This window comes from Caproicibacterium sp. XB2 (assembly GCF_044880635.1).
In the GTDB taxonomy this organism is placed as follows: domain Bacteria; phylum Bacillota; class Clostridia; order Oscillospirales; family Acutalibacteraceae; genus Caproicibacterium; species Caproicibacterium lactatifermentans.
In genome coordinates this window covers 1,555,513-1,582,162 of sequence record NZ_CP173227.1, presented here as the reverse complement: position 1 = coordinate 1,582,162, position 26,650 = coordinate 1,555,513, and the positions used below count along the sequence as shown (strand labels likewise).

At 53.5% G+C, this 26,650-nt stretch carries 30 protein-coding genes, 1 pseudogene and 1 other annotated feature; of the genes and pseudogenes, 25 read left to right on the top strand and 6 right to left on the bottom strand.

Annotation, left to right across the window (positions count from 1 at the left end; genetic code table 11):
• The first annotated feature begins 165 nt into the window (after positions 1–165).
• The 20 genes and pseudogenes from ACIHKT_RS07920 (at position 166) to purD (ending at position 16,158) form a co-directional block, all read left to right on the top strand.
• Positions 166–534, top strand: coding sequence for a sigma factor-like helix-turn-helix DNA-binding protein (locus tag ACIHKT_RS07920; protein ID WP_086036457.1), 369 nt, complete (start codon positions 166–168; stop codon positions 532–534).
• Between the two features lie 15 nt (positions 535–549).
• The gene (gene ffh / locus ACIHKT_RS07915; protein ID WP_404352272.1) at positions 550–1,905 is read left to right on the top strand and encodes a signal recognition particle protein; all 1,356 of its coding nucleotides are present in this window, start codon (positions 550–552) and stop codon (positions 1,903–1,905) included.
• A gap of 91 nt (positions 1,906–1,996) precedes the next feature.
• Complete coding sequence (rpsP, locus tag ACIHKT_RS07910; RefSeq protein ID WP_086036455.1) at positions 1,997–2,239, top strand: 30S ribosomal protein S16; 243 nt, start codon at positions 1,997–1,999, stop codon at positions 2,237–2,239.
• A gap of 19 nt (positions 2,240–2,258) precedes the next feature.
• Positions 2,259–2,492 carry a KH domain-containing protein gene (locus ACIHKT_RS07905; RefSeq protein WP_086036454.1) on the top strand — a complete coding sequence of 78 codons (234 nt, stop codon included), beginning with the start codon at positions 2,259–2,261 and terminating at the stop codon, positions 2,490–2,492.
• Positions 2,493–2,577: 85 nt separating this feature from the next.
• Positions 2,578–3,090 carry a ribosome maturation factor RimM gene (gene rimM / locus ACIHKT_RS07900; RefSeq protein ID WP_086036453.1) on the top strand — a complete coding sequence of 171 codons (513 nt, stop codon included), beginning with the start codon at positions 2,578–2,580 and terminating at the stop codon, positions 3,088–3,090.
• The gene (trmD, locus tag ACIHKT_RS07895) at positions 3,080–3,826 is read left to right on the top strand and encodes a tRNA (guanosine(37)-N1)-methyltransferase TrmD (RefSeq protein WP_086036452.1); all 747 of its coding nucleotides are present in this window, start codon (positions 3,080–3,082) and stop codon (positions 3,824–3,826) included. The genes rimM and trmD overlap by 11 nt, the downstream gene beginning before the upstream one ends.
• A gap of 246 nt (positions 3,827–4,072) precedes the next feature.
• Positions 4,073–4,336 carry an HPr family phosphocarrier protein gene (locus ACIHKT_RS07890; RefSeq protein WP_086036451.1) on the top strand — a complete coding sequence of 88 codons (264 nt, stop codon included), beginning with the start codon at positions 4,073–4,075 and terminating at the stop codon, positions 4,334–4,336.
• Positions 4,337–4,424: 88 nt separating this feature from the next.
• On the top strand, positions 4,425–6,284 hold the full coding sequence (uvrC, locus tag ACIHKT_RS07885) for an excinuclease ABC subunit UvrC (RefSeq protein ID WP_236858931.1): 1,860 nt from the start codon (positions 4,425–4,427) through the stop codon (positions 6,282–6,284).
• A gap of 97 nt (positions 6,285–6,381) precedes the next feature.
• Positions 6,382–6,933: pseudogene (gene rsmD / locus ACIHKT_RS07880) on the top strand (16S rRNA (guanine(966)-N(2))-methyltransferase RsmD); the annotation flags it as partial.
• On the top strand, positions 6,930–7,433 hold the full coding sequence (coaD, locus tag ACIHKT_RS07875) for a pantetheine-phosphate adenylyltransferase (RefSeq protein WP_086036449.1): 504 nt from the start codon (positions 6,930–6,932) through the stop codon (positions 7,431–7,433). The pseudogene rsmD and the gene coaD, both read left to right, overlap by 4 nt.
• Complete coding sequence (locus ACIHKT_RS07870; protein ID WP_086036448.1) at positions 7,430–7,927, top strand: hypothetical protein; 498 nt, start codon at positions 7,430–7,432, stop codon at positions 7,925–7,927. Before coaD ends, ACIHKT_RS07870 begins: the two co-directional genes overlap by 4 nt.
• A gap of 83 nt (positions 7,928–8,010) precedes the next feature.
• The gene (locus ACIHKT_RS07865) at positions 8,011–8,877 is read left to right on the top strand and encodes an EamA family transporter (protein ID WP_086036447.1); all 867 of its coding nucleotides are present in this window, start codon (positions 8,011–8,013) and stop codon (positions 8,875–8,877) included.
• A 222-nt stretch (positions 8,878–9,099) separates the two neighbouring features.
• Positions 9,100–9,546: an NfeD family protein gene (locus tag ACIHKT_RS07860; protein WP_236849716.1), complete on the top strand. Its 447-nt coding sequence runs from the start codon at positions 9,100–9,102 to the stop codon at positions 9,544–9,546.
• A 49-nt stretch (positions 9,547–9,595) separates the two neighbouring features.
• On the top strand, positions 9,596–10,525 hold the full coding sequence (locus tag ACIHKT_RS07855) for an SPFH domain-containing protein (protein ID WP_086036446.1): 930 nt from the start codon (positions 9,596–9,598) through the stop codon (positions 10,523–10,525).
• A 211-nt stretch (positions 10,526–10,736) separates the two neighbouring features.
• The gene (purE, locus tag ACIHKT_RS07850; RefSeq protein WP_086036445.1) at positions 10,737–11,240 is read left to right on the top strand and encodes a 5-(carboxyamino)imidazole ribonucleotide mutase; all 504 of its coding nucleotides are present in this window, start codon (positions 10,737–10,739) and stop codon (positions 11,238–11,240) included.
• A 66-nt stretch (positions 11,241–11,306) separates the two neighbouring features.
• Positions 11,307–12,350 carry a phosphoribosylformylglycinamidine cyclo-ligase gene (gene purM, locus ACIHKT_RS07845; RefSeq protein WP_086036444.1) on the top strand — a complete coding sequence of 348 codons (1,044 nt, stop codon included), beginning with the start codon at positions 11,307–11,309 and terminating at the stop codon, positions 12,348–12,350.
• A complete protein-coding gene (gene purN / locus ACIHKT_RS07840) occupies positions 12,344–12,982 on the top strand; it encodes a phosphoribosylglycinamide formyltransferase (RefSeq protein WP_086036443.1) in 639 nt (212 codons plus the stop codon). Before purM ends, purN begins: the two co-directional genes overlap by 7 nt.
• Entirely contained in the window at positions 12,979–13,683 is a 705-nt protein-coding gene (locus tag ACIHKT_RS07835; RefSeq protein WP_086036442.1) for an IMP cyclohydrolase, read from the top strand. Before purN ends, ACIHKT_RS07835 begins: the two co-directional genes overlap by 4 nt.
• Positions 13,684–13,695: 12 nt before the next feature.
• The gene (locus ACIHKT_RS07830) at positions 13,696–14,868 is read left to right on the top strand and encodes a phosphoribosylaminoimidazolecarboxamide formyltransferase (protein ID WP_086036441.1); all 1,173 of its coding nucleotides are present in this window, start codon (positions 13,696–13,698) and stop codon (positions 14,866–14,868) included.
• A 27-nt stretch (positions 14,869–14,895) separates the two neighbouring features.
• A complete protein-coding gene (gene purD, locus ACIHKT_RS07825) occupies positions 14,896–16,158 on the top strand; it encodes a phosphoribosylamine--glycine ligase (RefSeq protein WP_086036440.1) in 1,263 nt (420 codons plus the stop codon).
• Between the two features lie 137 nt (positions 16,159–16,295).
• On the opposite strand, the gene ACIHKT_RS07820 is transcribed toward purD, so the two are convergent.
• The 4 genes from ACIHKT_RS07820 to pheS all read right to left on the bottom strand — a co-directional run bounded on the left by ACIHKT_RS07820 (position 16,296) and on the right by pheS (position 20,469).
• Positions 16,296–16,559 (bottom strand): hypothetical protein, encoded by a 264-nt coding sequence (locus ACIHKT_RS07820; protein WP_086036894.1) that lies wholly within the window; start codon positions 16,557–16,559, stop codon positions 16,296–16,298.
• 65 nt (positions 16,560–16,624) lie between these two features.
• Positions 16,625–16,870: an IreB family regulatory phosphoprotein gene (locus ACIHKT_RS07815; protein WP_086036439.1), complete on the bottom strand. Its 246-nt coding sequence runs from the start codon at positions 16,868–16,870 to the stop codon at positions 16,625–16,627.
• Between the two features lie 132 nt (positions 16,871–17,002).
• Positions 17,003–19,399, bottom strand: a complete 2,397-nt coding sequence (gene pheT / locus ACIHKT_RS07810) for a phenylalanine--tRNA ligase subunit beta (protein WP_174403022.1) — start codon at positions 19,397–19,399, stop codon at positions 17,003–17,005.
• A gap of 50 nt (positions 19,400–19,449) precedes the next feature.
• A complete protein-coding gene (gene pheS, locus ACIHKT_RS07805) occupies positions 19,450–20,469 on the bottom strand; it encodes a phenylalanine--tRNA ligase subunit alpha (protein ID WP_086036893.1) in 1,020 nt (339 codons plus the stop codon).
• Between the two features lie 53 nt (positions 20,470–20,522).
• Positions 20,523–20,744, bottom strand: a binding site (T-box leader).
• 154 nt (positions 20,745–20,898) lie between these two features.
• On the opposite strand from pheS, the gene ACIHKT_RS07800 reads away from it, so the two are divergent.
• The 4 genes from ACIHKT_RS07800 to ACIHKT_RS07785 all read left to right on the top strand — a co-directional run bounded on the left by ACIHKT_RS07800 (position 20,899) and on the right by ACIHKT_RS07785 (position 23,199).
• Positions 20,899–21,444, top strand: a complete 546-nt coding sequence (locus ACIHKT_RS07800; RefSeq protein ID WP_086036437.1) for a hypothetical protein — start codon at positions 20,899–20,901, stop codon at positions 21,442–21,444.
• Positions 21,438–21,809, top strand: a complete 372-nt coding sequence (acpS, locus tag ACIHKT_RS07795; protein ID WP_236849717.1) for a holo-ACP synthase — start codon at positions 21,438–21,440, stop codon at positions 21,807–21,809. Before ACIHKT_RS07800 ends, acpS begins: the two co-directional genes overlap by 7 nt.
• On the top strand, positions 21,806–22,660 hold the full coding sequence (locus tag ACIHKT_RS07790) for an NAD(P)H-hydrate dehydratase (RefSeq protein WP_086036436.1): 855 nt from the start codon (positions 21,806–21,808) through the stop codon (positions 22,658–22,660). The genes acpS and ACIHKT_RS07790 overlap by 4 nt, the downstream gene beginning before the upstream one ends.
• Positions 22,661–22,785: 125 nt before the next feature.
• Positions 22,786–23,199, top strand: a complete 414-nt coding sequence (locus ACIHKT_RS07785; protein WP_086036435.1) for a type II toxin-antitoxin system PemK/MazF family toxin — start codon at positions 22,786–22,788, stop codon at positions 23,197–23,199.
• A gap of 119 nt (positions 23,200–23,318) precedes the next feature.
• Here ACIHKT_RS07785 and ACIHKT_RS07780 read toward each other — a convergent pair whose 3' ends face one another.
• Complete coding sequence (locus tag ACIHKT_RS07780) at positions 23,319–24,170, bottom strand: DegV family protein (RefSeq protein ID WP_086036434.1); 852 nt, start codon at positions 24,168–24,170, stop codon at positions 23,319–23,321.
• A gap of 250 nt (positions 24,171–24,420) precedes the next feature.
• Here ACIHKT_RS07780 and ptsP point away from each other — a divergent pair, with 250 nt between their 5' ends.
• Positions 24,421–26,043 carry a phosphoenolpyruvate--protein phosphotransferase gene (gene ptsP / locus ACIHKT_RS07775; protein ID WP_174192821.1) on the top strand — a complete coding sequence of 541 codons (1,623 nt, stop codon included), beginning with the start codon at positions 24,421–24,423 and terminating at the stop codon, positions 26,041–26,043.
• Between the two features lie 95 nt (positions 26,044–26,138).
• Here ptsP and ACIHKT_RS07770 read toward each other — a convergent pair whose 3' ends face one another.
• On the bottom strand, positions 26,139–26,618 hold the full coding sequence (locus ACIHKT_RS07770; protein ID WP_236849718.1) for a GNAT family N-acetyltransferase: 480 nt from the start codon (positions 26,616–26,618) through the stop codon (positions 26,139–26,141).
• Positions 26,619–26,650: the final 32 nt, after the last annotated feature.

Here is a 26,650-nt window from a genome sequence, read left to right as displayed (position 1 = left end):
TTTTCACTGATTTTCCTTTTCTATTATAAAGGCAACTATGTGAATTGAAAAGGGGGAAAAGTAAAGTCTGTAAAAAATGTACCGCTTGACAAACATACGCTCATGCAGTATAATCTTTTTGCTTGTAAAGCATATGGCTTTACAAGAAAGAACGGAGGCATCGTTATGGCAAAGGATTTGGAAATTTCACTGCTGCTGGACTACTATGGGGCTATGCTTACCCCGAAGCAGCGGAAAATTCTTGCCTGCTACTACAACGACGACCTGTCCCTGTCGGAAATTGCCCAGAACGAAGGCATCACCCGGCAGGGGGTGCGGGATGCGGTCAAACGCGGGGAAGCACAGCTGCGGGAAATGGAAACAAACCTTGGCCTGCTGCGCTGTTCCCGTGACCGTATGGCCGCCTACGCCAAACTGCGCGGGTATGCGGAACACATTCGTGACTACAACAGCCGCTTTGTTTATGACCGTTCCATTACAGAACAGATTACAAACCTTTTAAAGGTCCTTGACCGGATGGAAGCAGCAGAGTAAAAAGGAGGAGCACCAATGGCATTTGAAAGCCTTTCAGATAAACTTTCCGCCGCGTTTAAACGGCTGAAAAGCAAGGGAAAGCTTACCGAAGACGACGTGAAGGCCGCCATGCGCGAGGTGCGCCTTGCTCTGTTGGAGGCCGACGTCAACTACAAGGTGGCAAAGGAATTCACAAAAAAGGTGAGTGAGCGTGCCATCGGCAGTGAGGTTATGGAAAGCCTGACGCCTGGCCAGATGGTTGTCAAAATTGTGGACGAAGAACTGACCAACCTGATGGGCGGCGGCGAAGCGCGGCTCAACATCCCATCCTCCGGGCCGTGCGTTATGCTGCTGTGCGGCCTGCAGGGCGCCGGCAAAACCACCCACGCGGCAAAGCTGGGACGCCTGCTGAAGAAAAAAGGTCACCGGCCGCTGCTGGTGGCGTGCGATGTTTACCGTCCGGCCGCCATTAAACAGCTGCAGATTGTTGGGCAGCAGGCCGGTGTGCCGGTCTTTGAGGAAGGACAGGGCGACCCGATACGCATCAGCAAAGACGCTGTGCGCCGTGCGAAGGATTACGGCAACGATTTTGTACTCATTGATACTGCCGGCCGTTTGCAGATAGACGACAAACTGATGGATGAGCTGAAAAACATCAAAGAAGCGGTGCATCCCAATGAAATCCTGCTGGTCGTGGACAGCATGACCGGTCAGGAAGCAGTCAACGTGGCGAAGTCCTTTGATGAAAAGCTGGACATCACCGGCGTTATCCTTACTAAGCTGGACGGCGACACCCGCGGCGGTGCGGCGCTTTCCGTAAAAGCAGTGACCGGCAAGCCTATCAAATTTGCCGGTGTGGGCGAAAAGCTGGATGATATTGAGGTGTTCCACCCGGACCGCATGGCTTCCCGCATTTTGGGCATGGGTGATGTGCTGACACTCATTGAAGATGCACAGACAAAGCTGGACGAAAAGCAAGCGGAAAAAGCCGCCAAGCGAATGCTGCAGAACAAGCTGGACTTTAACGACTTACTGGCGCAATTCGACCAAATTAAAAAAATGGGACCAATTCGCGGTGTTCTGGAAAAAATCGGCATGGATACCCGCAAGCTAAGCGACTCCCAGCTGGATGACCGTATTGTGGACCGTGAAAAGGCCATTATCCTTTCCATGACACCGCAGGAACGTGAAAAGCCCTCTCTCATAAATCCATCCCGCAAACGGCGCATTGCCGCCGGCAGCGGCACCCGGGTGGAGGATGTCAACAAGCTGCTGCGTTCCATGGAACAAATGCAGAAGCTGATGAAGCGTGTGAAGGGTAAAAAAGGCCGCCGCCGCTTTATGCCGCCGATGAACATGCCCGGCATGCCGGGCGGAATGCCTTTTAACTGACCGGATAATTCGGGGAAACCGCGTTTTTCCCAGGTTATAAATTCCTTTATTATATTTATTTTGCGTAGAAAAATTCTGGAGGTACAAACTTATGGCAGTCAAGATTCGTCTGCGCCGCATGGGCGCAAAGAAAAGCCCGTTTTATCGTATTGTTGTGGCAGATTCCCGCGACCCCCGCGACGGCCGTTTCATTGAAGAAATCGGTTACTACAACCCGCTGAAGGAGCCTGCCGAGGTTAAGGTAGACGCCGACAAGGTGCAGAACTGGATGAAGAACGGCGCACAGCCGACCGATACCGTAAAGCGCCTGTTCAAGAAGAACGGCGTACTGTAAAAAAGGGGAGGGCCCTTCCATGGAAAAACTTCTGACTGCCCTTGCGCAGGGATTGGTGGAAGACCCCTCGGCTGTTCAGGTGACGGTTGACGCGCCTGCACCGGACGGCACGGTTACTTATCATCTGCATGTGGCGGAACCGGATATGGGCCGTGTTATCGGCAAGCAGGGACGCATTGCACGGGCTATCCGCGTGGTTATGCGTGCGGCTGCCACCAGACAGGACACCAAGGTGTCTGTTGAAATCGACTGATTGATGCAGAACAAAGCTGCCGCAGGCGTTTTTGGCTTGCGGCATTCTTTTTGTCTGTGGCGGACCGGTGAAAGGGAGGAAAAACATGAAGACAGAGTATCTGGAGGCCGGCAGAATCGTTGGCACCCACGGCGTACGCGGGGAGCTTCGTTTGGAACCATGGTGTGACTCGGCATCATTTCTGCGGCAGTTCCATACGCTTTACTGGGAAAAGGACAAGAATCCCGTACAGGTGATGTCCTCCCGTGTGCACAAAAACCTCTTGCTGCTTACGCTGGAGGGTGTGGCAACCCTTGAACAGGCGGACGCTCTGCGAGGGAAAGTGCTGTGCTTCCGCCGAGCGGATGTCAACCTGCCGGAGGGCACCTATTTTCAGCAGGATTTGCTGGGCCTGACGGTTACGGACGCACAGAGCGGCCAGGTGTACGGTACCCTGACACAGGTGTATTCCACTGGCGCCAATGATGTATATGAAGTAAAAGATACGGACGGAAAGACTGTACTGCTGCCGGCAGTGCCGCAGGTAGTCAAAAAGATTGACCTTGAAAGCGGCACACTGGAAATCCTGCCAATGGAGGGAATGTTCCATGCGGATTGACCTAGTTACCCTGTTTCCGGAAATGTGTGAGGCCGTGCTGGCGGAAAGCATCGTTGGCCGCGGGCGCAAACGCGGTGCAGTTCAAATTGTGCCGCACCAGCTGCGCAGCTATGCCCATGACCGGCACAGTACGGTGGATGATACCGTCTTTGGCGGCGGAAAGGGAATGCTGCTGCTGGCGGAGCCCATTGCGGCCTGCTTTGACGACCTCACCCGGACACTCGGCGAAAAACCGCATATTATATTTATGAGCCCGCAGGGCAGGCCGCTTAATCAAAAGCTTTTGAAAGAACTAAATGGCTACGAGAATCTGTGTATTCTCTGCGGCCACTATGAGGGCGTAGACGAACGTGTGCTGGAAACTTATGTTGACGAGGAAGTTTCGCTGGGGGACTTTGTGTTGACTGGCGGAGAGCTGCCGGCGCTGTGCCTGATTGACTCGCTTGCCCGGCTGCAGCCAGGTGTACTGGCCGCCGCCGAATGCTACCAGGAGGAAAGCCACTACAATGGCCTGCTGGAGTACCCGCAGTACAGCCGCCCACAGGTGTGGCGCGGCAAAAGTGTACCGCCCCAGCTGATGACCGGGCACCATGCCAACATTGCGTGCTGGCGGCGGCAGCAAAGCCTGCTGCGTACCCTGCACAAACGCCCGGATATGCTGCAGAGTGCACCGCTTACCCCAGCGGACCGTGCTTTTTTGCAGCAGTACATGGAACAGTGTAAAGATGGAGAATAGTAGTTATAAATAATCGTTAAAAGTATAAGGCAGAGAGCCTAAAAGTTTTCAACAAACCTGTCAATATGCACGAAGGAACTTGTGCCGGAAAGCCCCCAGCTTAGGTATTAGTCCGAATTTTCGACGCAGTGATTGACCGCACTTTCAAATGTGCTATAATACAACTGTAAGCGCAAAAGCTTGTCTTTTTGTTCCGTGTGTATATTTTTAATGCTGAAAATTTTTAATCGTTAGGAGATAATTGGAATGTGTGTTAAAGAAGTATTGGTCCAGAATCAGGTCGGACTGCACGCCCGTCCTGCTACCTTCTTTATTCAGAAGGCCAACGAATACAAATCTTCTATCTGGGTTGAAAAGGAAGAACGCCGTGTCAACGCAAAAAGCCTGCTGGGCGTACTTTCTCTGGGAATTGTCGGCGGTACGACAATCCATATTATTGCGGACGGCCCCGATGAAGAAGAAGCTGTCAACAGCCTGGTCGATTTGGTCAAGTCCGGCTTTGCTGAATAATTTGTACTGCATACTGCCCCGTCTTCATGGTCTTTTCCGTGACGGGGCAGCTTTTTTATACCACTAAAGAAAAAAGGGGGCGGGACATTTGCTTAGTGAGGAAAAGCGCCGGGAACTGCGCCGGCGGGCCATGAATTTGCCCCTGCATCCCGGGGTATATATCATGCACGACCACAGCGGACAGATTATTTATATTGGTAAGGCCAAAGCACTGAAAAATCGTGTGAGCCAGTATTTTGGCAGTGAGAAGAATCATGCGGAAAAAGTGCGCCAGATGGTTGCCCATGTGGACTGGTTTGAGTATATCCTGACAGATAGTGAATTTGAGGCACTGGTGCTGGAAGCAAGCCTGATTAAACAGCATCAGCCAAAGTATAATATTTTGCTGAAGGACGACAAAGGCTATCATTATATTCGTGTTACGAAGGAAGCATGGCCGCGTGTTTCACAAGTACAGCAGAAGATGGACGATGGTGCTGTTTATCTGGGACCGTATGTCAGTTCCTGGGCAACCCGGCAGAGTGTGGACGAAGCCCTGAAAATTTTCCGTTTGCCTAGCTGCACCCGCCGCTTTCCGCAGGATATAGGCAGGCGGCGTCCCTGCCTAAACTATTATATTAAGCAATGCTGTGCACCCTGCCTTGGAAAAATCAGCCAAGAAGAATATGGCGAGCTGGTGCGGGAAGCGGTTGACTTTCTGCGCGGTGGCAGTGCTTCTTCTGTGCACCAGCTGGAACAGAAGATGCGGGAGGCAAGCGAGCATTTGCAGTTCGAGCGTGCTGCCCGTCTGCGGGACCGGCTGCTTGCTATCCGCCGTATGGCAGGCCGGCAGAAAGTGGTGGCAGTTTCTGTTCCGGAACAGGATGTCATTGCGCTGGCACAGGGGGCCGACGCCGCGTGTTTTCAGGTGTTCCGCTTTCAGGATGCCCGTCTGTGCGACCGTGAAAGCTTTCCGATGGGACCGGTTGGCGAACCGGAAAGTGCCCGCGGCGCTTTTTTGGAACAGTACTATACCATTCGGGACCGCATTCCGCCGCGCGTGACACTGGATGGTCCCGCGGAAAATACTGACCTGCTGGAGCGATGGCTGAGCGAAAAGGCCGGCCGGGCCGTGCATATCACCGTGCCGCAGAAAGGGGAACAGGCTCATCTGGCAGAGATGGTGCGCAGCAACGCGGCGGAACAGGTGGCACAGACCACCGGCCGCACCGGCCGCGAAACCAGTGCGCTGGACGAGTTGGGCCGTCTGCTGGGGCTTTCGCACCCGCCGCAGTACATTGAGTCTTATGATATTTCCAATTTAGCGGGGGAGGATAACGTGGCCGGTATGGTCGTGTTCGCAAATGGTCGGCCGCTCCGTTCTGCTTACCGCCGGTTCCGGATAAAAACCGTAGAGGGACAGGACGATTATGCTTCCATGCGGGAAGTGCTGTTCCGCCGGTTTCAGGAATATGAGGCACATAAAGAAGAGGATGAGGGGTTCGGCCACCTGCCGGACCTTATTCTGCTGGACGGCGGCAAAGGACAGATCAGTGCCGTGCAGCCGGTACTGGAACATTTTGGTCTACAGGTGCCGCTGTTCGGTATGGTTAAAGACAATAGCCACCGCACCCGGGCCATTACCGGCAGCGGCGGGGCAGTTGCCATTAACAGCCACCGTGCCGCCTTTACGCTGGTTTCCAGCATTCAGGATGAAGTACACCGCTGGGCCATCAGCTACCACCGCCAAAGCCGCAAAAAACATACTTTTTCCTCATCCTTAACACAGATAGAGGGTATCGGTGACCGGCGCGCAAAAGCCCTGCTGCACCATTTTCGTACGGTGTCTGCCATTCGGGAGGCTACGCTGGAAGAGCTGGCAGGTGCGCCGTGCATGAACCGTCCCGCCGCGGAAAAAGTGTATGCCTATTTTCGGCAGGAAGAAAATTGCACGCCGCCGAAAAATTGATTTTCGCCTTTTTTTCGCTGAAAGTTGACAGGAACGCCGTGGAATGCGATAATAGAGTTCGTGACAAAACGCCACCACACCACGAAAGGAGTTCGGATCCATGCGCGTAATTACCGGCACGGCCAGAGGCCGCCGCCTTGTTACCCGGGAGGGTTCCGAAACACGCCCCACACCGGAGCGTGTGAAAGAAGCAATTTTTGACATCGTTCAGTTTCAGGTGGAAGGCCGCCGGGTGCTGGACGCGTTTGCCGGTTCCGGCCAGCTGGGCATTGAGGCACTTAGCCGCGGTGCGGACCATGCCACCTTTTTGGACAGCAGCCGGGAAAGCATACAAGTCATTCAGAAAAATCTGACCATAACAGGTCTTGCGGATAAAGCCAGCGTGTACCAGACGGATACCCTGCTGTATCTGCAGCGCCGCGGGCAGCGATATGACCTGTGTTTTCTGGACCCGCCCTACCGTACGGGCCTGCTGCAGCAGGCACTGCCGTTGTGTGCGGCAGTCATGAACCCGGGTGGCCTGATTTTGTGTGAGCACCCTGCCGATGAAGAACTGCCGCAGAGCGCCGGCGATTTCTGCCACCTGCGGGAGTACCGCTACGGGAAAATCAGGATAGCTACATTCGTGCATAAGGACGTATCAGTATGAGGAAAGAAAAAATTGCAATCTGCCCGGGCAGCTTTGACCCGATGACGCTGGGACACTTGGATATTATCCGCCGCTCCTGCAAACTGTTTGACAGAGTAATCGTTGCGGTACTGGACAATCCGGCCAAACACACTGCCTTTACAACAGAAGAACGGGAAGAAATGATTCGCCGCTGCACCAAAGAGATGCCGCAGGTGGAAATCGACAGCTTTCACGGTCTTCTGGCCGAGTATGCACATCAAAAGCACGCTGTGGCCGTGGTCCGCGGCCTGCGTGCTCTGTCCGACTTTGAGTATGAGTTTCAGATGTCCCTTACGAATCGGAATCTTAACCCAGACTTGGAAACCATCTTTTTTAACACGACCGCAGAAAATATGTTTCTCAGCTCCAGCGTAGTGAAGCAAATCGCCACGTTCGGCGGCGATATTTCAAAATGCGTACCGCAGTGTATCCTGCCGGATATTATGGATCGCATTTACACAGGAGGAAACAAGGAATGAGTGATGAAAATACCGTCAGCGCAGAGGAACTGATTGACGAGCTGGAACAGATGCTGGACGGCGCATGGCATTTGCCGCTCGGCCGTGGAAAAGCCGTGCTGAACGGTGAAGAAGCCCGCCAAATTCTCAGTGAACTGCGTGACACTCTTCCGAGGGAGGTAAGCCAGGCACGCGCGATTGTAGCTGACCGCGCAAAAATCCTTACGGATGCCCAGAAGCGTGCAGAGCGCACCATTCAAGAGGCGGAAACACGCGCACGGGATATGACCAGCAAGCAGGCGGTCCTTCGGCAGGCACAAAAGATTGCCACGGAGATGCTGACTGTTGCCCAAAAACAGACACGTGATATGCGCCATGCCAGCAGCCGGTATGTGGATGACCTGATGCGCCGTGCGGACGATTCCCTGACCGAGAATCTTTCAGAACTGCGCACAGCGCGCAAAAATATTCAGGAAATTGCTGCTCACACGGGAAAAAATCATTCCAGACAGTAAAACAGCCCAAAACTGGCTCCTCCACGCCGCTTCCTGTGTCGTGGAGGCTTTTTTATTCTGAATAGGAAAGAAGACAGACAGATATGTGGATTCTCTATGCGTTTGGTTCAGCGTTTTTTGCCGGTATTACAGCGGTATTGGCGAAAATCGGGATTAAAAATGTCAATTCTCATTTGGCAACGGCGCTGCGGACAGTTGTTGTGCTGGCCTTTGCGTGGCTGATGGTGGTTGTGGTGGGTTCCGGCGGCCAGATTGGCAGCCTGTCCGCACACACATGGACGTTCCTCGTCCTTTCCGGCTTGGCAACGGGTGCCAGCTGGATTTGTTACTTCCGTGCGCTGCAGCTGGGTGATGTCAATAAAGTAGCACCGATTGATAAATCCAGTACGGTACTGACCATGATTCTGGCATTTCTGTTTTTGGGCGAACCATTTTCAGCCAATATGCTGATTGGTATGGTGCTGATTTTAAGCGGTACCCTGCTGATGATACAAAAGAAAAAAACAGAAGCACCGGCTGCCGGGGGCAAAAGCTGGCTTGTGTGGGCGGTGGCCTCGGCGGTTTTCGCCAGCCTGACGGCTATTCTCGGTAAGGTCGGCATACAGGGGGTAGAATCGAATCTCGGCACCGCGATACGTACGGTGGTGGTGCTGGCGCTGGCGTGGGGGATTGTGTTCGCACGCGGCCTGCAAAAGCAGATTTCCGTAATTGATGGGAAAAGCTGGCTGTTCCTGGCACTTTCCGGATTGGCAACGGGATTGTCATGGCTGTGTTATTACCGTGCGCTGCAAATGGGCAGTGCCAGCTTGGTAGCACCCATCGATAAACTTTCTATTCTGGTTACGGTGCTGTTCTCTTACCTGTTCCTAAAAGAAAAACTGAGTTGCAGGGCCGCGGTGGGACTGGCACTTCTAACGGGCGGTACGCTGCTGCTGCTGGTTCACTTTTAAGGAAGCAAAGTATCTCATTTGGCGGTTACAGTTCTGTTGCTTCTCTGCAAAACGAAGAAAAGACGTGAAAAGGCCGGTCCCAATGCGCGGGACAGCGGCCTTTTCCCTTTTTTATATTTTCTGTACGAATAGGGCCGCCGCAGGCAGTATTCTCTCTTTCTTTTGTTTGCGTTCTGTATCATTCTATGATAAAATGGCAAAAATGAAAGAGAGGTGGGAAGTATGTGGGAACAACTGACAGGTGTCATGCCGTTTGTTTGGCTTGTCATTATCATCATTGCCGCAGTCATAGAGGGCCTAACGGTTCAGCTTGTAAGCGTTTGGTTCGCCGTGAGCGGCATAGTGGCGGCGGTTGCGGCTTTCTTCGGTGCGGCGCCGTGGATACAGGTCCTTTTGTTTTTGGCAGTGTCAGCAGTCCTGCTGCTGTGCACACGGCCCTTTGCTCGCCGCATGACGCGTTTTCAGAAAGTGCAGACAAACGCTGACCGCTATGTGGGAAAGACCGGTATTGTGACAGAGGAAATCTGCAATACAGATGACCGCGGCCTAGTCAAGATTATGGGCAGCGTGTGGACCGCGCGCTCGGAGGACGACAGCATCATTCCCGCAGGCAGCATCGTGGCGGTGGCCCGAATTGAGGGTGTCAAGCTGATTGTCCGCCGCAACTGACCTGTTTACTTTCGTCCAGCAGCCTGTTTTTTGAGAGGAGAGATTTGTTATGACTCTAGCATCACTTGTCCTGATTATCATTCTGGTTTTGGTCCTTTTAGTCATTGTTTCCAACATCAAGATTGTGCCGCAGGCCCACTCTTATGTGGTGGAACGTCTGGGTGCCTTCCACGCTGACTGGCGCACCGGTCTGCATCTTAAGATTCCGTTTATTGAAAAGGTTTCTAAAAAAGTGTCCCTGAAGGAACAGGTTGTCGACTTCCCACCACAGCCGGTTATCACAAAGGATAACGTTACTATGCAGATAGACACCGTTATCTATTTTCAGGTGACAGACCCAAAGCTGTACACTTATGGTGTGGAACACCCGCTGTCCGCGATTGAAAACCTTTCTGCCACCACCCTGCGCAACATTATTGGTGACTTGGAGCTGGACCACACGCTGACCAGCCGCGACTACATCAATACGAAGATTCGGACCATTCTGGACGAGGCAACGGATGCATGGGGCATTAAGGTTAACCGTGTGGAACTGAAAAACATCCTGCCGCCAAAGGAAATCCAGGACAGCATGGAGAAACAGATGAAGGCCGAACGTGGGCGCCGTGCCCAGATTCTGGAGGCCGAAGGCCATAAGCAGAGCGCTATTCTGGTGGCTGAAGGTGAAAAAGAAAGTACCATCCTGCGTGCGGATGCCAAGAAGGAATCCATGATTCGGGAGGCACAGGGCCAGGCGGAGGCTGTGCGTGAAGTACAGAGCGCCTATGCCGACGCGCTGAAGCTGCTGACAGAGGCCAATCCGAGTGACCGTGTCATTGCGCTGAAGAGCCTGGAAGCTTTCCAGAAAGCAGCTGACGGCAAGGCTACTAAAATTATCATTCCGTCCGAGATACAGGGTCTTGCGGGTCTTGCGACGTCCCTAAAAGAACTGATCACGGACCCGAAGGATGACCAAAACAACGCACCCGCGGCAAAGTAGAATAGAATTTTTCGTGAAAAAGCAAGACGAACCTTGCAATTATGCACGTTTTCCCCTACAATAGAGGTATTCTACAGGCAGGGGGGCGGAAAACAGATGCATCATCTTTTTTCAGGTTCGCCTGCTTTTCTTTCAAATAGACTGTACCGGTGGCGGCACAGCCTATTTTTCTTTTTATTTTATTAAATTGATATGGGAGTGATTGATTACCATGGCAACAAAAAAAGTAGCGGTCATTATGGGCAGCGACAGCGATTTTCCCACTGTCAGCAAGGCAATCGTCAAGCTGAAAGAACTGGACATTCCCTGTGAGGCGCATGTGATGAGTGCGCACCGTACCCCGGACGCAGCCATTGCTTTTGCACGCGGCGCAAAAGCGGCGAGCTTTGGCGTGATTATCGCGGCGGCCGGCATGGCGGCGCACCTTGCGGGCATTCTGGCAGCCAACACGACACTGCCGGTCATCGGCATTCCCATGAAGTCTTCAAACCTCGGCGGTATGGAAGCACTGCTGGCCACTGTACAGATGCCCAGCGGCATTCCAGTTGCAACGGTCGCCATTGACGGTGCTGTAAATGCGGCGATTCTTGCCGCGCAGATTCTGGCGCTTTCGGACGATGCGCTGGCGGGCAAGCTGCAGCAGGCCAAGAAGGATATGGCGGCTGGTGTTGCCAAAAAAGATGCAGCTGTTCAAGAGAAAGTAAAGGAACTGTAAGCCGTTTTTCTGTTCTGTGCCGCCGCCCGGCCGGGAAGGCGGACAGAGGACCCATGGAGGGGACAAATGAATCAAAATAGTTACAGTGACAGCTACCGGCAGGCCGGTGTGGACGTGACGGCGGGCTACAAATCCGTAGAACTGATGAAGCAGTATGTTGCCCGCACCCTTACGCCAGGTGTTGTTTCGGGTATCGGCGGTTTTGGAGGACTGTTCCAGCCAGACCTTTCCGGCATGCAGGAACCGGTGCTGGTCAGCGGCACGGACGGCGTGGGCACCAAACTGAAGGTCGCGTTCCTGATGGACAAGCACGACACCGTTGGTATTGACTGCGTAGCGATGTGTGTGAATGACGTCATTTGCTGCGGCGCGCAGCCACTGTTCTTCTTAGACTATATCGCTACGGGGAAAAACATTCCGGAAAAGACCGCGGCCATCGTCAGCGGCGTAGCAGAGGGCTGTGTGCAGTCCGGCAGCGCCTTGATTGGCGGCGAAACAGCAGAACATCCCGACCTGATGCCGGAGGATGAGTACGATTTGGCGGGCTTCTCCGTTGGAATCGTGGACAAGGCGAAAATCATAGACGGCAGCAAGGTGAAACCGGGCGATGCACTGATTGGCCTTGCTTCCAGCGGCGTGCATTCCAACGGCTTTTCCCTGGTGCGCCGTGTACTGCACCTGACGGACAGCGCCGCAGCACAGCGCCGTGTGCCGGAACTCGGCGGAACCTTGGGCGAAACTCTGCTTACCCCGACACGCATTTATGTAAAATCCATGCAGAAGCTAATGCAGGCAGTGGAAGTAAAGGCTGTGTCCCATGTGACAGGCGGCGGCTTTTACGAAAATATCCCGCGCATGCTGCACCCCGGCCTGACGGCAAAGATTGAACTTGGCTCCTTTGCAAAGCTGCCTATTTTCTCCGTTATCCAGCAGGCGGGGAAGATTTCTGACCATGATATGTACAATACCTTTAATATGGGCATTGGTATGTGCTGCGCCGTGGCAAAGGAAGACGCCCAAAAGGCAGTCACCGTGCTGCAGCAGGCCGGTGAAACTGCTTCGGTTATTGGCGAGATTGTCGCTGGGGAGGACGGCGTAGTGCTATGCTGAACATTGCTGTGCTGGTTTCCGGCGGCGGTACCAACCTGCAGGCCCTTATCAACGCGCAGGACCGCGGAGAAATTCCGGACGGCCGCATTACACTGGTCGTTTCCAGCAATCCCGGCGCGTATGCGCTGCAGCGTGCCGAAAAGGCGAACATCCCGACAACTGTCCTGCGGCGGCGGACTTTTGCGCGGCAGGAGGACTACGACACAGCCCTATTGCAGGTACTGGACCAAAACCACACCAGTTTGATCATTCTGGCAGGTTTTATGACCATCATCAGTGAGCAGGTTATCCGTGCGTACCGCAACCGCATCATTAACATTCACCCATCGCTGATTCCCTCTTTCTGTGGGGAGGGCTTTTATGGGCTGCATGTGCATGAAGCGGCACTGGCACGCGGTGTCAAAGTAACCGGCGCCACCGTTCATTTTGTAAATGAAATTTGTGATGGCGGACCGATTATTTTACAGAAAGCGGTTGCCGTGCAGTCCGGCGATACACCGGAAATTTTGCAGCGCCGTGTGATGGAACAGGCTGAGTGGAAGCTGCTGCCAAAGGCGGCTGCGCTGTTCTGTGCCGGCCGGCTGCACGTGACAAACGGAGTCGTAACCATTGACGAGGAGGCAGAAGCATGAAACTGACAGATTTGGCACAGGAGCTTTCTTCCTGCACATATCCCGGCCGCGGCATCATTCTTGGCCGAAGCGAGGACAACGGCAGCGCGGTCATTGCGTACTTTATTATGGGCCGCAGTGAAAACAGCCGCAACCGTATCTTTGTTCCGACAGCGGACGGCATTCAGACCAAAGCATTTGACGAAGGCAAAATGACGGACCCGTCCCTCATCATTTATGCACCGGTGCGGCAGTATCAAGATAAAACCATCGTGACAAACGGCGACCAGACTGATACCATCTATGATGTCATGCAGGCGGGCCGCTGCTACCGCCACGCACTGCTGCAGCGCACGTTTGAGCCGGACAGCCCCAACTTCACCCCGCGTATCAGCGGTGTTGTAAAGCCGAACGGTGGTTTTAACCTGTCCATTTTGAAAAGCGACAACGGCGACAAAGACAATACACTGCGGTATTTCTATGAGTATGAAAGCTGCCGCGCGGGACAGGGACGTTATATCCACACCTACCTCGGTGATGGCAGCCCGCTGCCTAGCTTCGATGGAGAACCGACACTGGTTACGATACCGGGAAATCTGGAAACTTTCACCCGCACCGTATGGGACAACCTGAACAGTGACAATAAAGTTTCCCTATATACCTGCTTTATCGATTTACAGACCGGCAAGCATACTTCTAAAATCGTCAATAGAAATGTTTGAGGAGGGCAATGTATGAAAGAACTGGAATTGAAATATGGCTGCAACCCGAACCAGAAGCCTGCGCGTGTCTTTATACGGCAGGGTGAACTGCCCATTCAAGTATTAAATGGCCGTCCCGGCTATATCAATTTGCTGGACGCACTCAACTCTTGGCAGTTGGTGCATGAGCTGAAAACAGCCACCGGCCTTGCCAGTGCCGCCTCTTTCAAGCACGTTAGTCCAGCGGGTGCCGCGGTGGCAACCGAACTTTCCGATACATTGAAAAAGATCTATTTTGTAGATGACTTGCAGCTTTCTCCGCTGGCATCAGCCTATGCCGCCGCACGCGGCGCGGACCGGATGTCCTCCTACGGTGATTGGGCCGCTTTGTCCGATACCTGCGACAAAGAAACCGCTCTGTTTTTAAAGCGGGAAGTGTCCGACGGCGTCATTGCCCCTGGCTACACCGATGAGGCTTTGCAGATATTGAAAAAGAAGCGCCGCGGCAGCTACAATGTGGTGCAGATTGACGCTTCTTATGTCCCCGCGGACGTGGAGCAGAAGGACGTTTTCGGCGTTACTTTTGAGCAGTGCCGCAATAACTTTAAAATCAACAATGCCCTGCTGGAAAATATTGTGACGGAGCAAAAGGACCTGCCCGAAAGTGCCAAGCGCGATATGCTCCTTTCTCTTATTACACTGAAGTATACCCAGAGCAACTCGGTCTGCTATGTAAAGGATGGCAAGACGATTGGTGTCGGTGCTGGCCAGCAGAGCCGTATCCATTGCACCCGTCTTGCCGGTAATAAAGCGGACGTTTGGTGGCTGCGTCAGCACCCGAAGGTGCTTGCCCTGCAGTTTGTGGACGGCATTCATCGGCCGGACCGCGACAACACGATTGATAACTATATTTCCAACGAGTGGGAGGACCTGCTGGAAACGGACAACTGGAAGCAGTTTCTGAAAGTAAAGCCGGAACCGCTGACATGCGAGGAAAAGAAAGAATGGGCGGCGAAGCTTTCCGGTGTAACACTGGGCAGCGACGCTTTCTTCCCCTTTGGCGACAACATCGAGCGCGCACACAAAAGCGGCGTGAAGTATGTGGCCGAACCTGGTGGTTCTATCCGTGACGACAATGTCATTGATACCTGCAACAAGTACGGAATGGTCATGGCGTTCACCGGTATGCGCCTGTTCCACCACTAAGAACGGCAGAAGAAGGGGAGCATTGCAATGAAAATTCTGGTAGTCGGCGGCGGCGGCCGAGAACACGCCGTTATCCGTCAACTGATGGAGAGCCGCCGCGCGGACAAAATTTACTGCGCACCCGGCAACGGCGGCATTGGCTGTGATGCTGAAAACGTGCCGATTGCAGCGACAGATGTAGCGGGTATGGTGGACTTTGCGAAGAAAAACGATATTGACATGGTGTGTGTCACGCCGGATGACCCGCTGGCGGCGGGTATGGTCGATGCCTTTACCGAGGCTGGCATTCCAGCTTTTGGCCCGAACCGCGCCGCGGCGCAGATTGAGGCCAGCAAGGTATTCAGTAAGAACCTGATGAAAAAATATCATATTCCCACAGCGGCGTATGAAGTTTTTGATACACCGGAAAAAACGCTTGCCTATGTTCGGAAACAAAACCGCTATCCGGTCGTTATCAAGGCGGACGGCCTTGCGCTGGGCAAAGGCGTTATCATTGCGCAGAACTTTGATGAGGCAAAGGATGCCGTGCATACCATCATGGAGGACAAGGTGTTCGGCAATTCCGGCAATCAAGTGGTTGTTGAAGAATTCCTGACTGGTCCGGAAGTCAGTGTGTTAGCCTTTGCGGACGGCAAAACGCTGAAGCCAATGGTCAGCAGCAAGGACCATAAGCGTGCGCTGGATGGAAACAAGGGCAAAAACACCGGCGGAATGGGTACCATTAGCCCGAACCCTTCCTATACCGATGCCATTGCCGACGAATGCATGAAGACTATTTTTATGCCGACATTGAAGGCCATGAATGCAGAGGGCCGGCCGTTTAAGGGCTGCCTGTATTTTGGACTGATGCTGACGCCGGACGGCCCGAAAGTCATTGAGTACAATTCCCGTTTCGGTGACCCGGAGGCACAGGTTGTGCTGCCACGGTTGAAAACGGACCTTGTCGATATTTTTGAAGCGACCATCAACGGCACACTGGATAAAATCGATATTCAGTGGAAAAAGGAAGCCTGCGCCTGTGTCATTATGGCGAGCGGCGGCTATCCGGGCAGCTACAAAAAAGGACTGGAAATTTCCGGTCTGGACCAGAACGGCCAAGTGGAGGGCGCAATGGTTTATCATGCCGGCACGCTGAAAAAGGACGGAAAGTTTTATACCAACGGCGGCCGTGTGCTGGGCGTTACCTGCACCGGAGCCACTTTGGAAGAAGCACTGCAGAAATCTTATACGGCTGTTGCAAAGATTCACTGGGATGGTGTACAGTACCGTCATGACATTGGCCACGCCTAAAAACACAATCTAGCCAAGACAGCAAAGTCACCGCAGAAACGTTTCTGCGGTGACTTTTTTGTACAAAAGAAAAAAGAATTGCATTAAAGAGCGGCGGCAGAAATTTTCTGCCGCCGCTCTTTAATGCTTAAATGCGTTTATTTTGCCAGTGCACGAGTCAGCCATGCGTCTGCAATATCCATTGCCAAGTACAGGCCGGACTTTTCACTGTTCTTTACGATTTGTTTGCGGGACTGCATGGCTGGGTCCGTCAGCATCAGCTGTACGGCTACTTTGTCAGCCACATCCATGTCCTTTACCTTTTTTGTGCTCTTAATTTCCAGCCGGCAGACATACCGGTCCTTCATGCTGCCATAGTACAGTACATTGCCGCTGCGCACCAGCGGTTTGCCTTTGTACATGGGGAACTTTGGTTCCGTTTTCTTTTCGCTCAATAGGAGGCCTCCTTTTTAGGCGGAAGTTAGGTTCAGGTCTGCAGATAAGATTTTACCAGTACCTGCAAAAGTTCATCTCGGTCGACCTTGCGGATAAGGCTGCGCGCGTTGTTGTGGGTGGTGATATACGTTGGGTCTTCCGAAAGAATATATCCCACTATTTGGCTGATGGGGTTGTATCCTTTTTCCTGTAAAGCCTGGTATACCGTCGTCATAATTTTTTTAATATCTTCTTCCCGGTTGCCGCCAATCGAAAAGGTCATGGTCTTATCCTGCATACGATCACCTCCTAATATAAAGTTATCATACATCAGAAAGTGGTAAAATGCAAGGCAGGAAATGTGAATAATTGGGCATGACTTTTTAAAAAGCAGTGTATTTTTGCGGTTTTTTGGGAAGAAATGTGCATATTACTCGCGCAGGGCGGCACCGATTTTCTCCAGTTCCTTCATTATGCGGTGCAGGGAGCTGTTTATCTGTTCGTCCGTCAGGGTAGTGTCCGGGCTGCGTAGGACCAAGCTGAAGGCTACACTCTTTTTGCCGCGGGAAATCTGCTCGCCGCGGTACACATCAAAAACGCTGATGGTTTCCAGCAGCTTACCGGCGCCGCGGCGGATAGCCTTTTCCAGGTCACCGACAGGCACTTCGGCGTCACAGATGAGCGCAAGGTCACGGGTGACAGCCGGGAACTTCGGCAGGGTACGGTAGGTGTGCTGCGTGTGGGCGTGCTTGCGCAGCACCGGCACGTCCAGCGTAAAGGTATACACGCGGGTGTCGAGGGAATAGTTTTCCGCCGCAGTGGGGTGTACTTCCCCGAGAATGCCCAGGGTGTCCTCACCGGCGGACAGCTTTGCGCAGCGGCCGGGGTGGTAGCTGCATGCGTCTTTGCAGGCAGTGATGTCCCAATCGTCAACGCAGAGCTTTGCCAACAGTGTTTCTACCATGCCTTTGGCAGTAAAGAAGTCATAGCCCTCACCGTACATGCCGCAGATGAGTGTGGGACGCTCCTCCGGCAGGGCGTCCGGGCCATCAGCGGGCAGGTAAACGTTGGCCAGCTCGTACAGGCACGCCTGCGGGTTGCGGTTGTTGTAGTTGCGCGACAGAATCTGTAGCACGGAGGGCAGCAAAACCGTGCGCATAATGCTGGTATCCTCACCCAGCGGATTGCGCAGGGTAACGGAAGTACGCAGTGGGTCGTTTGCCGGCATGAGAATTTTGTCATATTCTTTGGGAGAAATAAAGGAATAGGACATAATTTCGTCCGCACCCAGTGCCTGCATTTCGTTGTGCACAGTGCGCAGAAAATGCTGCTTGGGTGTCAGTACACCCTCGGCGCCGCCGGGCAGCTTTTTGCTTTGAATGCTGTTGTAGCCGTAGAAACGGGCGACTTCTTCTGCAATATCCGCCTTATGCTCCAGGTCGGGGCGGAAGGTCGGCACCAAAATATCGTCACCGTCGAATTCACACTCCAGCTTCAGAAGAATTTTCTTCATCATTTCGGGGGCAATATCCGTGTGCAGGAAGCGGTTGGTCCAATCCGGCTCGAAACGGATGCGGTGTTTTTCCTTGCTGGAGTGGTCGTCCACGATGATGCCGTCCATGACGTCGCCGGCGTCCAGCATTTCCACCAGTTCGCAGGCACGGTTAATCGCGGGAATACAGTTGTTGGGGTCCAGTCCCTTTTCATAGCGGCCACTTGCCTCGGTACGCAGGCTCTGGTCACGCGCGGTCGTGCGAATACTGGGGCCGCTGAAGCAGGCGGACTCAAAAACGATGGTCGTGGTATTGTCCGTAATACCGCTGTTCTCGCCGCCCATAACACCGGCAATGGCCATGGGCTTGCTGCTGTCAGTGATGACCAGCTGCTTTTCAGTCAGGGTGTGCTTGTCGCCGTCTAGGGTCGTGATGGTTTCACCCGGTTTGGCATGGCGTATACGAATGGTGCGATCCTGCACGCTCTCCAGGTCGAAAGCGTGCATGGGCTGACCGTATTCCAGCATGACGTAATTTGTAATATCCACAATGTTGTTGATGGGGCGTACACCCATGGCGCGCAGGCGTTCCCGCATCCACAGCGGCGAGGGTTTGACACGCACATTTTTTACAACACGGTTTGTATAAATGGAGCACAGGTCCGGTGCCTCAATCTTCACGTCCAGCAGGCCGGTACAGTCACCGGCACCGCCCTTGACAACCGGCGTGTGCAGTTTGAGCGGTAGGTGGAAAGTTGCCGCTGCCTCACGTGCCAGGCCGATGACGGAGAAGCAGTCCGGCCGGTTGGAGGTGATTTCAAACGCAACGGTCGTGTCATTCAGACCCAGCGCCTCATGAATATCCATACCCAGCTGCAGCTTGCAGCCGTCCGTTTCCGTCAGCACCATAATGCCATCCTCTATGGTGGAGGGGAAGTCATGGGTAGTCAGACCAAGCTCGGCAATGCCGCACAGCATACCGTTGCTTGCCACACCGCGCAGCTTGCCGCGCTTAATTTTCTTGCCGCCGGGCAGGGTGCTGCCGTGCAGTGCGACCGGCACATAGTCGCCGACCTTCAGGTTTTGGGCGCCGGTGACAATCTGCAGCGGCTCCTCGTTTTCATTTACCGTTGTTTTGGTAATCCACAGGTGGTCACTGTCTGGATGGCGTTCCAGCGATAAAACTTTGCCGACCACCACTTTGGAAATCTCTTCACCTTCGGTGCTCCAGCTTTCCACTTTGCTGCCGCTGAGGGTAATAGATTCTGTGAACTGGCGCAGCGGCATGGGGGGCAGGTCCACAAATTCTTTGAGCCAACGCATTGAAAGATTCATTATTTAATATATCCCACACTTTCCGTTATACACTGAGTAATTACACCGCTTCAGAACTGTTCCAAAAAGCGGACGTCATTTTCGTAAAACAGACGCATATCATCGATGTTATACCGACGCATGGCGATGCGTTCCAAACCGATGCCGAACGCAAAGCCGGAGTACTCCTCCGGGTCAATGCTGCAGTTGGAAAGGACCTTCGGGTGCACCATGCCGCAGCCGAGAATTTCAATCCAGCCTTCGCCCTTACACAGGCGGCAGCCTTTGCCGTGGCAGTTGAAGCACTGTACGTCCACTTCGGCGCTGGGCTCCGTGAAGGGGAAGTGATGCGGACGGAAACGTACTACGCTGTCCTCACCGTACAGGCGCTTAATAAATGTTTCCAGTGTGCCCTTCAGGTCGGCAAAGGTAATGCCGTGGTCCACGACCAGCCCCTCTATCTGGTGGAACAGCGGGGAGTGAGTGGCGTCTACAGCGTCACTGCGGTAAACACGCCCCGGCGCGATGATGCGGATAGGCGGTTTCTGGCTCTGCATGGTGCGCACCTGCACCGGGCTGGTCTGGGTACGCAGCAGGACCTTGTCGTTGATATAGAAAGTATCCTGGTCGTCGCGGGCCGGGTGGTCCTTTGGAATATTCAGTGCCTCAAAATTGTAGTAGTCATACTCTACTTCCGGGCCTTCTGCGATGCTGAAGCCCATGCCGAGGAAAATCTCTTCGAGGTCTTCCAGTGTCAGCGTTAGCGGGTGTTTGCAGCCCAGATGGCGCTGTTTGCCGGGCAGGGTTACGTCCACCGCTTCGGCCTGCAGGCGATGCTGCAGTTCCAGCTGCTTCAGTTCCTCCCGACGCTCTGCAACAGCGTCCTCTATTTTGGCGCGCACGTCGTTGGCCAGTTTGCCGACCACGGGGCGTTCTTCCGCGGACAGATTTCGCATCTGTTTGAGAATGCCCGTTAGGGAACCTTTTTTTCCAAGGTAGCGCACACGCAGCTCGTCCAGCCCCTTCTGGCTGTCGGCGCCGTGCAGCTCCTGCAGCGCTTTGCTGCCGAGTGCCTGCAGTTCTTCTTTTATCATGTTACGGTCCTCATCCTTTCCGCCGCAAATAAAAAAAGCCCCCGCCCCACATAAGGGGCGAAGGCTTGTAAATCTTCGCGGTACCACCCTAATTTTATACTTTTGCAGCCGATAACGGGGCCGTCCGTTCCCGCCTACTAAAAGGTGCAGTTCAGCGGGAACGCTCAAAAGGGAACTTCACAAACCCGGTGCAGGCGGGCACGTTTTCAGCCGACGGCGTGCCCTCTCTGTTCCTGTGCGGCGGGTGCTACTTCCTTTGTCACAGCGTTTACGGGGATATTTAAATTTATTATAGCATGGGTAGCCCGGAAATGCAAGGTGGAGCGTCTCCGGCCGTTGTATTTCTGCTCCGCCTATGTTACAATATTTAGCATATAAAGAACTGCCATAAAAGCTAAAATGCGGAAAACCGGAGGAACCCTGCAAATGGACATTTTCTGTGAAGAGATTATCAAACGTAAATTCAGCGCAAAGGACGCGGGCATTTTGCTTTTGTGTCTGGTCGGCGCCGTTGTCATTCTGCTGTTACCCATGATTTTCACGCCGCTGCTGTACTTCTTTATCTTTATTTTGGCCGGTGTTGGTTTTGGCCTGTATTACCTCATCACCAGTATCGACTGGGAGTTTGAGTACAGCATTACAAACGGCGACTTCACCTGTGATAAAATCATTCACCGCCGCAAGCGCAAGCCGCAGTTTTCCATTAACCTGCACGATACAGAGGAGATTGGAAAATACGACCCGCAGAAATTTACCGGCAGAAAATTTGATTACGTTTATCGGGTGGGTCGAACTGTCGGCGGCACCGACGGGGAGTGGTATTTGGCTGGCCATTACGGACAATACGGCAGACTGCTGGTGGTTTTTAGTCCCAGTGATAAAGTACTGAATGCGATTCATCCGTTCATCAAGCGTACAGTGGACACTTCCGCGTTGCCGAAACCGCAGGCGGCGGACAAACCGGCATGCTGACGACAGGGCTTGACTTGTGTGAGATTGACCGTATTCGGCACTCCATGCGGAACCCGCGCTTTTGCGGGCGCGTTTTGGGAGAATGGGAATATGAGCAGCTGAAAGAACGCGGGTTTCCGCCGCAGAGTGTTGCGGCTTCTTTCAGCGCAAAAGAAGCGTTTGGTAAGGCGATGCACACGGGCCTTGCCGGCTTTTCCCTGCGAGAAGTGCAGCTGATGCGCAAGCCGAACGGTGTACCGTACCTCGCATTAAGCGGCGCGGCGGCACGGCTGGCGGACGGGTGGCAGTTTTCGGTCAGCGTGACGCACACTGCTGCTACGGCGGCGGCGGTCGTACTGGGTGAACGAAAGGACGCTGAAATATGAATTGGATTCCTGAACAGCTTGCTTTTTCTGTTGCGAAGCAGCGCCCAAAGGACAGCAACAAAGGCACCTTCGGGCGCCTTTTGTGTATCTGCGGCAGTGCGGGTATGGCCGGGGCCGCTATGCTGTGTACAGGTGCGGCCCTGCGCTGCGGCACGGGACTGGTGGACGCCGCTCTGCCGGAGAGTATTTACCCCATTGTGGCGTCCCGTCTGCCGGAAGCGGTGTATACCGTTTATCGGGAGGACGACTTTTCACCGGTACTGCACTCCCTGCGGAAAGCCTCCGCCTGCGTGCTGGGGTGCGGCCTTTCCACTGCGCACCCCGAACGGGTGCGGAATGTATTGCGTGCCTGCTGTGATCCGCTGGTGTTGGACGCCGACGGTCTGAACTGCATTGCAGAAGATGTTTCCGTGCTGGACACAGTTTCGGCGCCGCTGGTGCTTACGCCACATCCGGGAGAGATGGCACGGCTGCTGCATTGCTCGGTCGAAGATGTGCAGGCGGACCGCGTCGGTGCGGCCGCTTCTTTCGCGGCAGAGCACAAAGTCATTCTGGTGCTGAAAGGCGCCGGCACACTGGTTGCTGCTCCAGACGGTCGTTTGCTGAAAAACCCGACCGGTAATCCTGGCATGGCGCGCGGCGGAAGCGGTGACCTGCTGGCGGGCATGATTGGCGCTTTTTTAGCACAGGGAATAGAACCGTATACGGCCGCTGCCGCCGCAGTCTATCTGCACGGACTGGCAGGGGACCGCTGTGCGGCGCGTTTCTCTCAGCAGGCGATGCTGCCGCATGATATGCTGAATGAACTGCCGCGAATTTTTTTACGGATTGAAAACACCCGCCGGATCTGATACTTTTATCAGAAACAGAATTCTTCATCCCCGCATACACTGTGGCAGAAGAGCGGAAAAATGTATAGATTTTACCGCTTCTGCCAATGCTATCTGCAGAAAATAAAACGCGGAGCGTGAGATGTATGCAGGTTAGACGTGGAGATATTTTTTACGCAGATTTAAGCCCAGTCATTGGTTCCGAACAGGGTGGTGTGCGGCCGGTCCTCATCATTCAAAACGATGTGGGGAACCGTTTTAGCCCAACGGTCATTGCGGCCGCCATTACCAGCCAGCGCGGCAAAACCGAGCTGCCGACACATATCCACCTGAACGCCGCCGCCACCGGCCTTGCCCGTGACAGTATCGTTCTGCTGGAGCAGGTGCGCACATTGGATAAACACCGCCTGCGGGAGCACATTGGCCGTGTCGGGGAGGAAAGCATGAATGCGGTGGACCGTGCCCTATCTGTCAGCTTTGGTCTGATTCCACAGCCTCGCCACCGTTTTTCCGGTGTCCCTGCCGCAGCAGCACAGGTTTCTCATGGAGCTGCTACATAAAAACAGCGCCGGGAAAAGAAAACAAAACAGACAAAAGCAGCGGCCCGCCGTTTATGGCAATGGAACCGCTGCTTTTTTACTGCTGTCCTGCAGGGACAGCGGACAGGGACGATATTTCATTATACGGCGCGAAATACGCCGACACCCACCAGCCCCGGGCCGGTGTGTACAGCCATGGAAGCATTTATCTGTTTTTCAACTACAACTTTCCCATTTGGGAAAAAGGCCGGAAGCCTGTCCCGCAAAATATGTGCTTGACTGGCCGCTTCACCGTTCATCAGTGCCAGCCACACTTTTTGATTGGTTGCCAGTTTCCCGACGGATTCCAGCATACGGCCGCTGCCGTCTTTTTTGCCGCGTACCATGGCGGCGGTATAGTAGGTTCCTTCGTCATTGCAGGAGATAATGGGACGGATATTCAGCACTTTGCCAATTAGTCCAGTTACGCGGCCAATTCTGCCGCCAGCACGCAGGTAATCAAGCGTGTCCATGTAAAAGAACACTTTGCTGGCGTACTGTCCATTTTTCAGGGCAGAGGTAATCTGCTCAAAGGACATGCCCTGCTGAATGGCACGGGCGGCCCACAGTGCATAGAATCCGGTGCCGATAGAGATGTTCTTGCTGTCAAATACAAAGATGTCCATATCAGGGAACTCTTTTGCGGCGTTCTGCACGGTCTGGAATGTACAGCTCAGTCCACTGGAAATACAAATGGAGATTACTTTGCGGAAGCCCTGACTGTGCAGCTGTTCCAGCACGTCACAGGTTTCCTGCACATTGGGGGCAGAAGTGGTGGGAATCTCCTTGGGAAAACGGTTGTAAACCATCTGTGGGGTAATCTCTGTGCTGTCAGCATAAGCCTTGTCCTGGTATATGACGCGCAGGTCCATGGTTGTAATGCCATATTTGTTTTTCAGGTCTTCCGGCAAGTCACTGCCAGAATCAACAAGAACTGCGATTTTTTCGCTCATCATGTATCTCCTTTTTCAGGCGGCAAGGCTGCCTGCAGTATTCTTCTCTTGTATAGTATGGCAGTTATTGGTGCGGAAAATTCCACTTTTCACAAAGGAAACGAAGAAGAAATTCCGCTAGGTGGACTTGCTGCCCGATTTATTGTATAATATAGCGACCGCAGAAACACGGCCTGTGCAGATGAAACAAACTCACAACGGGATGGGAACATCCATTTTTGTAATACATAAAAATGAAGGAGGAAATAATATGACAGTGCTAAAAGGGGAAGGCGTAAGCAAAGGTGTTGTATTCGGCAAAGTTCGCTTTTTCCACAGGAATTCGGCGGCTGTCGAAAAACGCACGGTGACGGATATAGAAGCAGAGACCAAACGCTTTGAGGATGCCCGTGCGGCTGCTGTGACACAGCTGGCCAATTTATATGTAAAAACACGCAATGAACTGGGGGAAGAGAATTCCCTGCTGTTCCAAATCCACCAAATGATGCTGGAGGATGTGGATTACGGCAATTCCATTACAGATAAAATAACAAATGAAAAGGTTTGTGCAGAGTACGCTGTGCAGGAAACCTCCAAAGAATTTGCGGAGATGTTCTCACAGATGGACGACGAATATATGCGCGGCCGTGCGGCGGATGTTAAGGACGTTTCCGCGCGTGTAATTGCCATTTTGACCGGCAAAGAGACCGGCGGCCTTACCGGCAGTGCGCCATGCGTGCTGGCGGCGGACGATTTGGCCCCCAGTGAAACGGCCCAGCTGGACAAGGCACAGGTGCTGGCATTCATCACGGCAGAAGGTTCCTATAATGCCCATACGGCAATTTTTGCTCGTACCATGGGCATTCCGGCAGTCATTGGTCTAAAAGACCAGCTGGCATCGGAGCTGGAAGGCAAAGAGGTCATTGTGGACGGTTCCACCGGCTGTGTCTATCTGGATGCGGACAAGGCAACCCGTCAGGCCATGAACGAAAAGCATCAGAGCGAGGAAGCACGCAAGCGCCTGCTGTCCCTGTACCGCGGCCGTCCTACCGCAACCAAGAGCGGCCATCATATCGACCTGTGTGCCAACATCGGCAACCCGAAAGATATGGCTGCCGTACTGGAAAATGATGCGGAGGGCATTGGCCTGTTCCGCAGTGAGTTCCTGTATCTGGAAAGCAGCGATTATCCAACCGAGGAGGAGCAGTTCCAGGCTTACAAAGCGGTGGCGGAAAAAATGAACGGCAAACGGGTGGTTATCCGCACGCTGGACATTGGCGCCGACAAGCAGGCAGACTATTTCCACCTGCCCAAAGAAGCGAACCCGGCTATGGGTATGCGTGCCATCCGTATTTGTCTGACACGTCCGGAAATTTTTAAGACGCAGCTGCGCGCCTTGTACCGCGCCTCTGCCTACGGAAAAATCGCCATTATGTTCCCGATGATTACTTCTTTAGAGGAAGTACAGCAGTGCAAACAGATTGCCGCACAGGTGCGCGGTGAACTGACACAGGAGGGAATTCCGTTCTCTTCTTCCGTGGAGCTGGGCATCATGATTGAAACACCGGCTGCTGCGGTCATCAGTGATGACCTTGCCAAAGAAGTGGACTTTTTCAGCGTTGGCACCAACGACCTGACACAGTATACACTGGCCTGCGACCGCCAGAATCAGGATATTGCCCGGTTCTGCAACACGCACCACAAGGCTATCCTGCGTCTGATTCGTATGTCCGCTGAAAATGCCCACAAGGCCGGTATTTGGATTGGCATCTGCGGCGAGCTTGGTGCAGATGAGAGCCTGACACGGACCTTTGTCGACATGAGTATTGATGAGCTTTCCGTTACGCCGACCTCAATTTTGGGCCTGCGTGCGGCTATTTCTGAAATCGAATAACGGCATTCTGACAGAAAAAAATACAAAAAGCGGCTTTACCGAACAGGACTTTCGTTCCTGCGGCAAAGCCGCTTTTTTATTGTCAATTTTGTTTATCAATCGTACCGTGCTTTTCCGCTTCCGGACAGCGGCGGCAGTCTTTTGGAAAAACATATGGCGTCTTCCAGTCCGCGGTATCTGCCGTAGTTTTCACATGGCTGATAGCCGCAGCGCAGGTAAAACTGCACAGCCTTTTGATTTGCCTTTCGTGTTTCTAAAATGAGGCGTGTATAGGAAAGCCGACGAGCCTCCGCTTCCAGATATTTTAGGATACGGCTGCCAATGCCATGGCCGCTTTGACAGGCGTACACACGTTTAACCTCCGCAGTGTTGTCGGACACTTCACGCAGGGCACCGCAGCCGACCGGTCGACCTTCCAGCTGGGCCACCGCAAACAGCGCCCGCGGATTTTCCATGTCCCGGAAGTCAAAACCGGAAGCTCCGCTGCACCCGGTTAACTCCGTAAGCTTTGCAGAAAGTTCACCCATCAGCTGCTGCGCCTCTGGGGACGAAACGGGCATTTTCTGTATGGTCACTTTTTCCTCCATAAGAAGAAAGTTCTACCGGC

Coding starts and splice junctions, on each gene's coding strand:
- ACIHKT_RS07920 (WP_086036457.1), top strand. CDS start 166: ATGGCAAAGGATTTGGAAATTTCACTGCTGCTGGACTACTATGGGGCT.
- ffh (WP_404352272.1), top strand. CDS start 550: ATGGCATTTGAAAGCCTTTCAGATAAACTTTCCGCCGCGTTTAAACGG.
- rpsP (WP_086036455.1), top strand. CDS start 1,997: ATGGCAGTCAAGATTCGTCTGCGCCGCATGGGCGCAAAGAAAAGCCCG.
- ACIHKT_RS07905 (WP_086036454.1), top strand. CDS start 2,259: ATGGAAAAACTTCTGACTGCCCTTGCGCAGGGATTGGTGGAAGACCCC.
- rimM (WP_086036453.1), top strand. CDS start 2,578: ATGAAGACAGAGTATCTGGAGGCCGGCAGAATCGTTGGCACCCACGGC.
- trmD (WP_086036452.1), top strand. CDS start 3,080: ATGCGGATTGACCTAGTTACCCTGTTTCCGGAAATGTGTGAGGCCGTG.
- ACIHKT_RS07890 (WP_086036451.1), top strand. CDS start 4,073: ATGTGTGTTAAAGAAGTATTGGTCCAGAATCAGGTCGGACTGCACGCC.
- coaD (WP_086036449.1), top strand. CDS start 6,930: ATGAGGAAAGAAAAAATTGCAATCTGCCCGGGCAGCTTTGACCCGATG.
- ACIHKT_RS07870 (WP_086036448.1), top strand. CDS start 7,430: ATGAGTGATGAAAATACCGTCAGCGCAGAGGAACTGATTGACGAGCTG.
- ACIHKT_RS07865 (WP_086036447.1), top strand. CDS start 8,011: ATGTGGATTCTCTATGCGTTTGGTTCAGCGTTTTTTGCCGGTATTACA.
- ACIHKT_RS07860 (WP_236849716.1), top strand. CDS start 9,100: ATGTGGGAACAACTGACAGGTGTCATGCCGTTTGTTTGGCTTGTCATT.
- ACIHKT_RS07855 (WP_086036446.1), top strand. CDS start 9,596: ATGACTCTAGCATCACTTGTCCTGATTATCATTCTGGTTTTGGTCCTT.
- purE (WP_086036445.1), top strand. CDS start 10,737: ATGGCAACAAAAAAAGTAGCGGTCATTATGGGCAGCGACAGCGATTTT.
- purM (WP_086036444.1), top strand. CDS start 11,307: ATGAATCAAAATAGTTACAGTGACAGCTACCGGCAGGCCGGTGTGGAC.
- purN (WP_086036443.1), top strand. CDS start 12,344: ATGCTGAACATTGCTGTGCTGGTTTCCGGCGGCGGTACCAACCTGCAG.
- ACIHKT_RS07835 (WP_086036442.1), top strand. CDS start 12,979: ATGAAACTGACAGATTTGGCACAGGAGCTTTCTTCCTGCACATATCCC.
- ACIHKT_RS07830 (WP_086036441.1), top strand. CDS start 13,696: ATGAAAGAACTGGAATTGAAATATGGCTGCAACCCGAACCAGAAGCCT.
- purD (WP_086036440.1), top strand. CDS start 14,896: ATGAAAATTCTGGTAGTCGGCGGCGGCGGCCGAGAACACGCCGTTATC.
- ACIHKT_RS07820 (WP_086036894.1), bottom strand. CDS start 16,559: ATGTACAAAGGCAAACCGCTGGTGCGCAGCGGCAATGTACTGTACTAT.
- ACIHKT_RS07815 (WP_086036439.1), bottom strand. CDS start 16,870: ATGCAGGATAAGACCATGACCTTTTCGATTGGCGGCAACCGGGAAGAA.
- pheT (WP_174403022.1), bottom strand. CDS start 19,399: ATGAATCTTTCAATGCGTTGGCTCAAAGAATTTGTGGACCTGCCCCCC.
- ACIHKT_RS07800 (WP_086036437.1), top strand. CDS start 20,899: ATGGACATTTTCTGTGAAGAGATTATCAAACGTAAATTCAGCGCAAAG.
- acpS (WP_236849717.1), top strand. CDS start 21,438: ATGCTGACGACAGGGCTTGACTTGTGTGAGATTGACCGTATTCGGCAC.
- ACIHKT_RS07790 (WP_086036436.1), top strand. CDS start 21,806: ATGAATTGGATTCCTGAACAGCTTGCTTTTTCTGTTGCGAAGCAGCGC.
- ACIHKT_RS07785 (WP_086036435.1), top strand. CDS start 22,786: ATGCAGGTTAGACGTGGAGATATTTTTTACGCAGATTTAAGCCCAGTC.
- ACIHKT_RS07780 (WP_086036434.1), bottom strand. CDS start 24,170: ATGAGCGAAAAAATCGCAGTTCTTGTTGATTCTGGCAGTGACTTGCCG.
- ptsP (WP_174192821.1), top strand. CDS start 24,421: ATGACAGTGCTAAAAGGGGAAGGCGTAAGCAAAGGTGTTGTATTCGGC.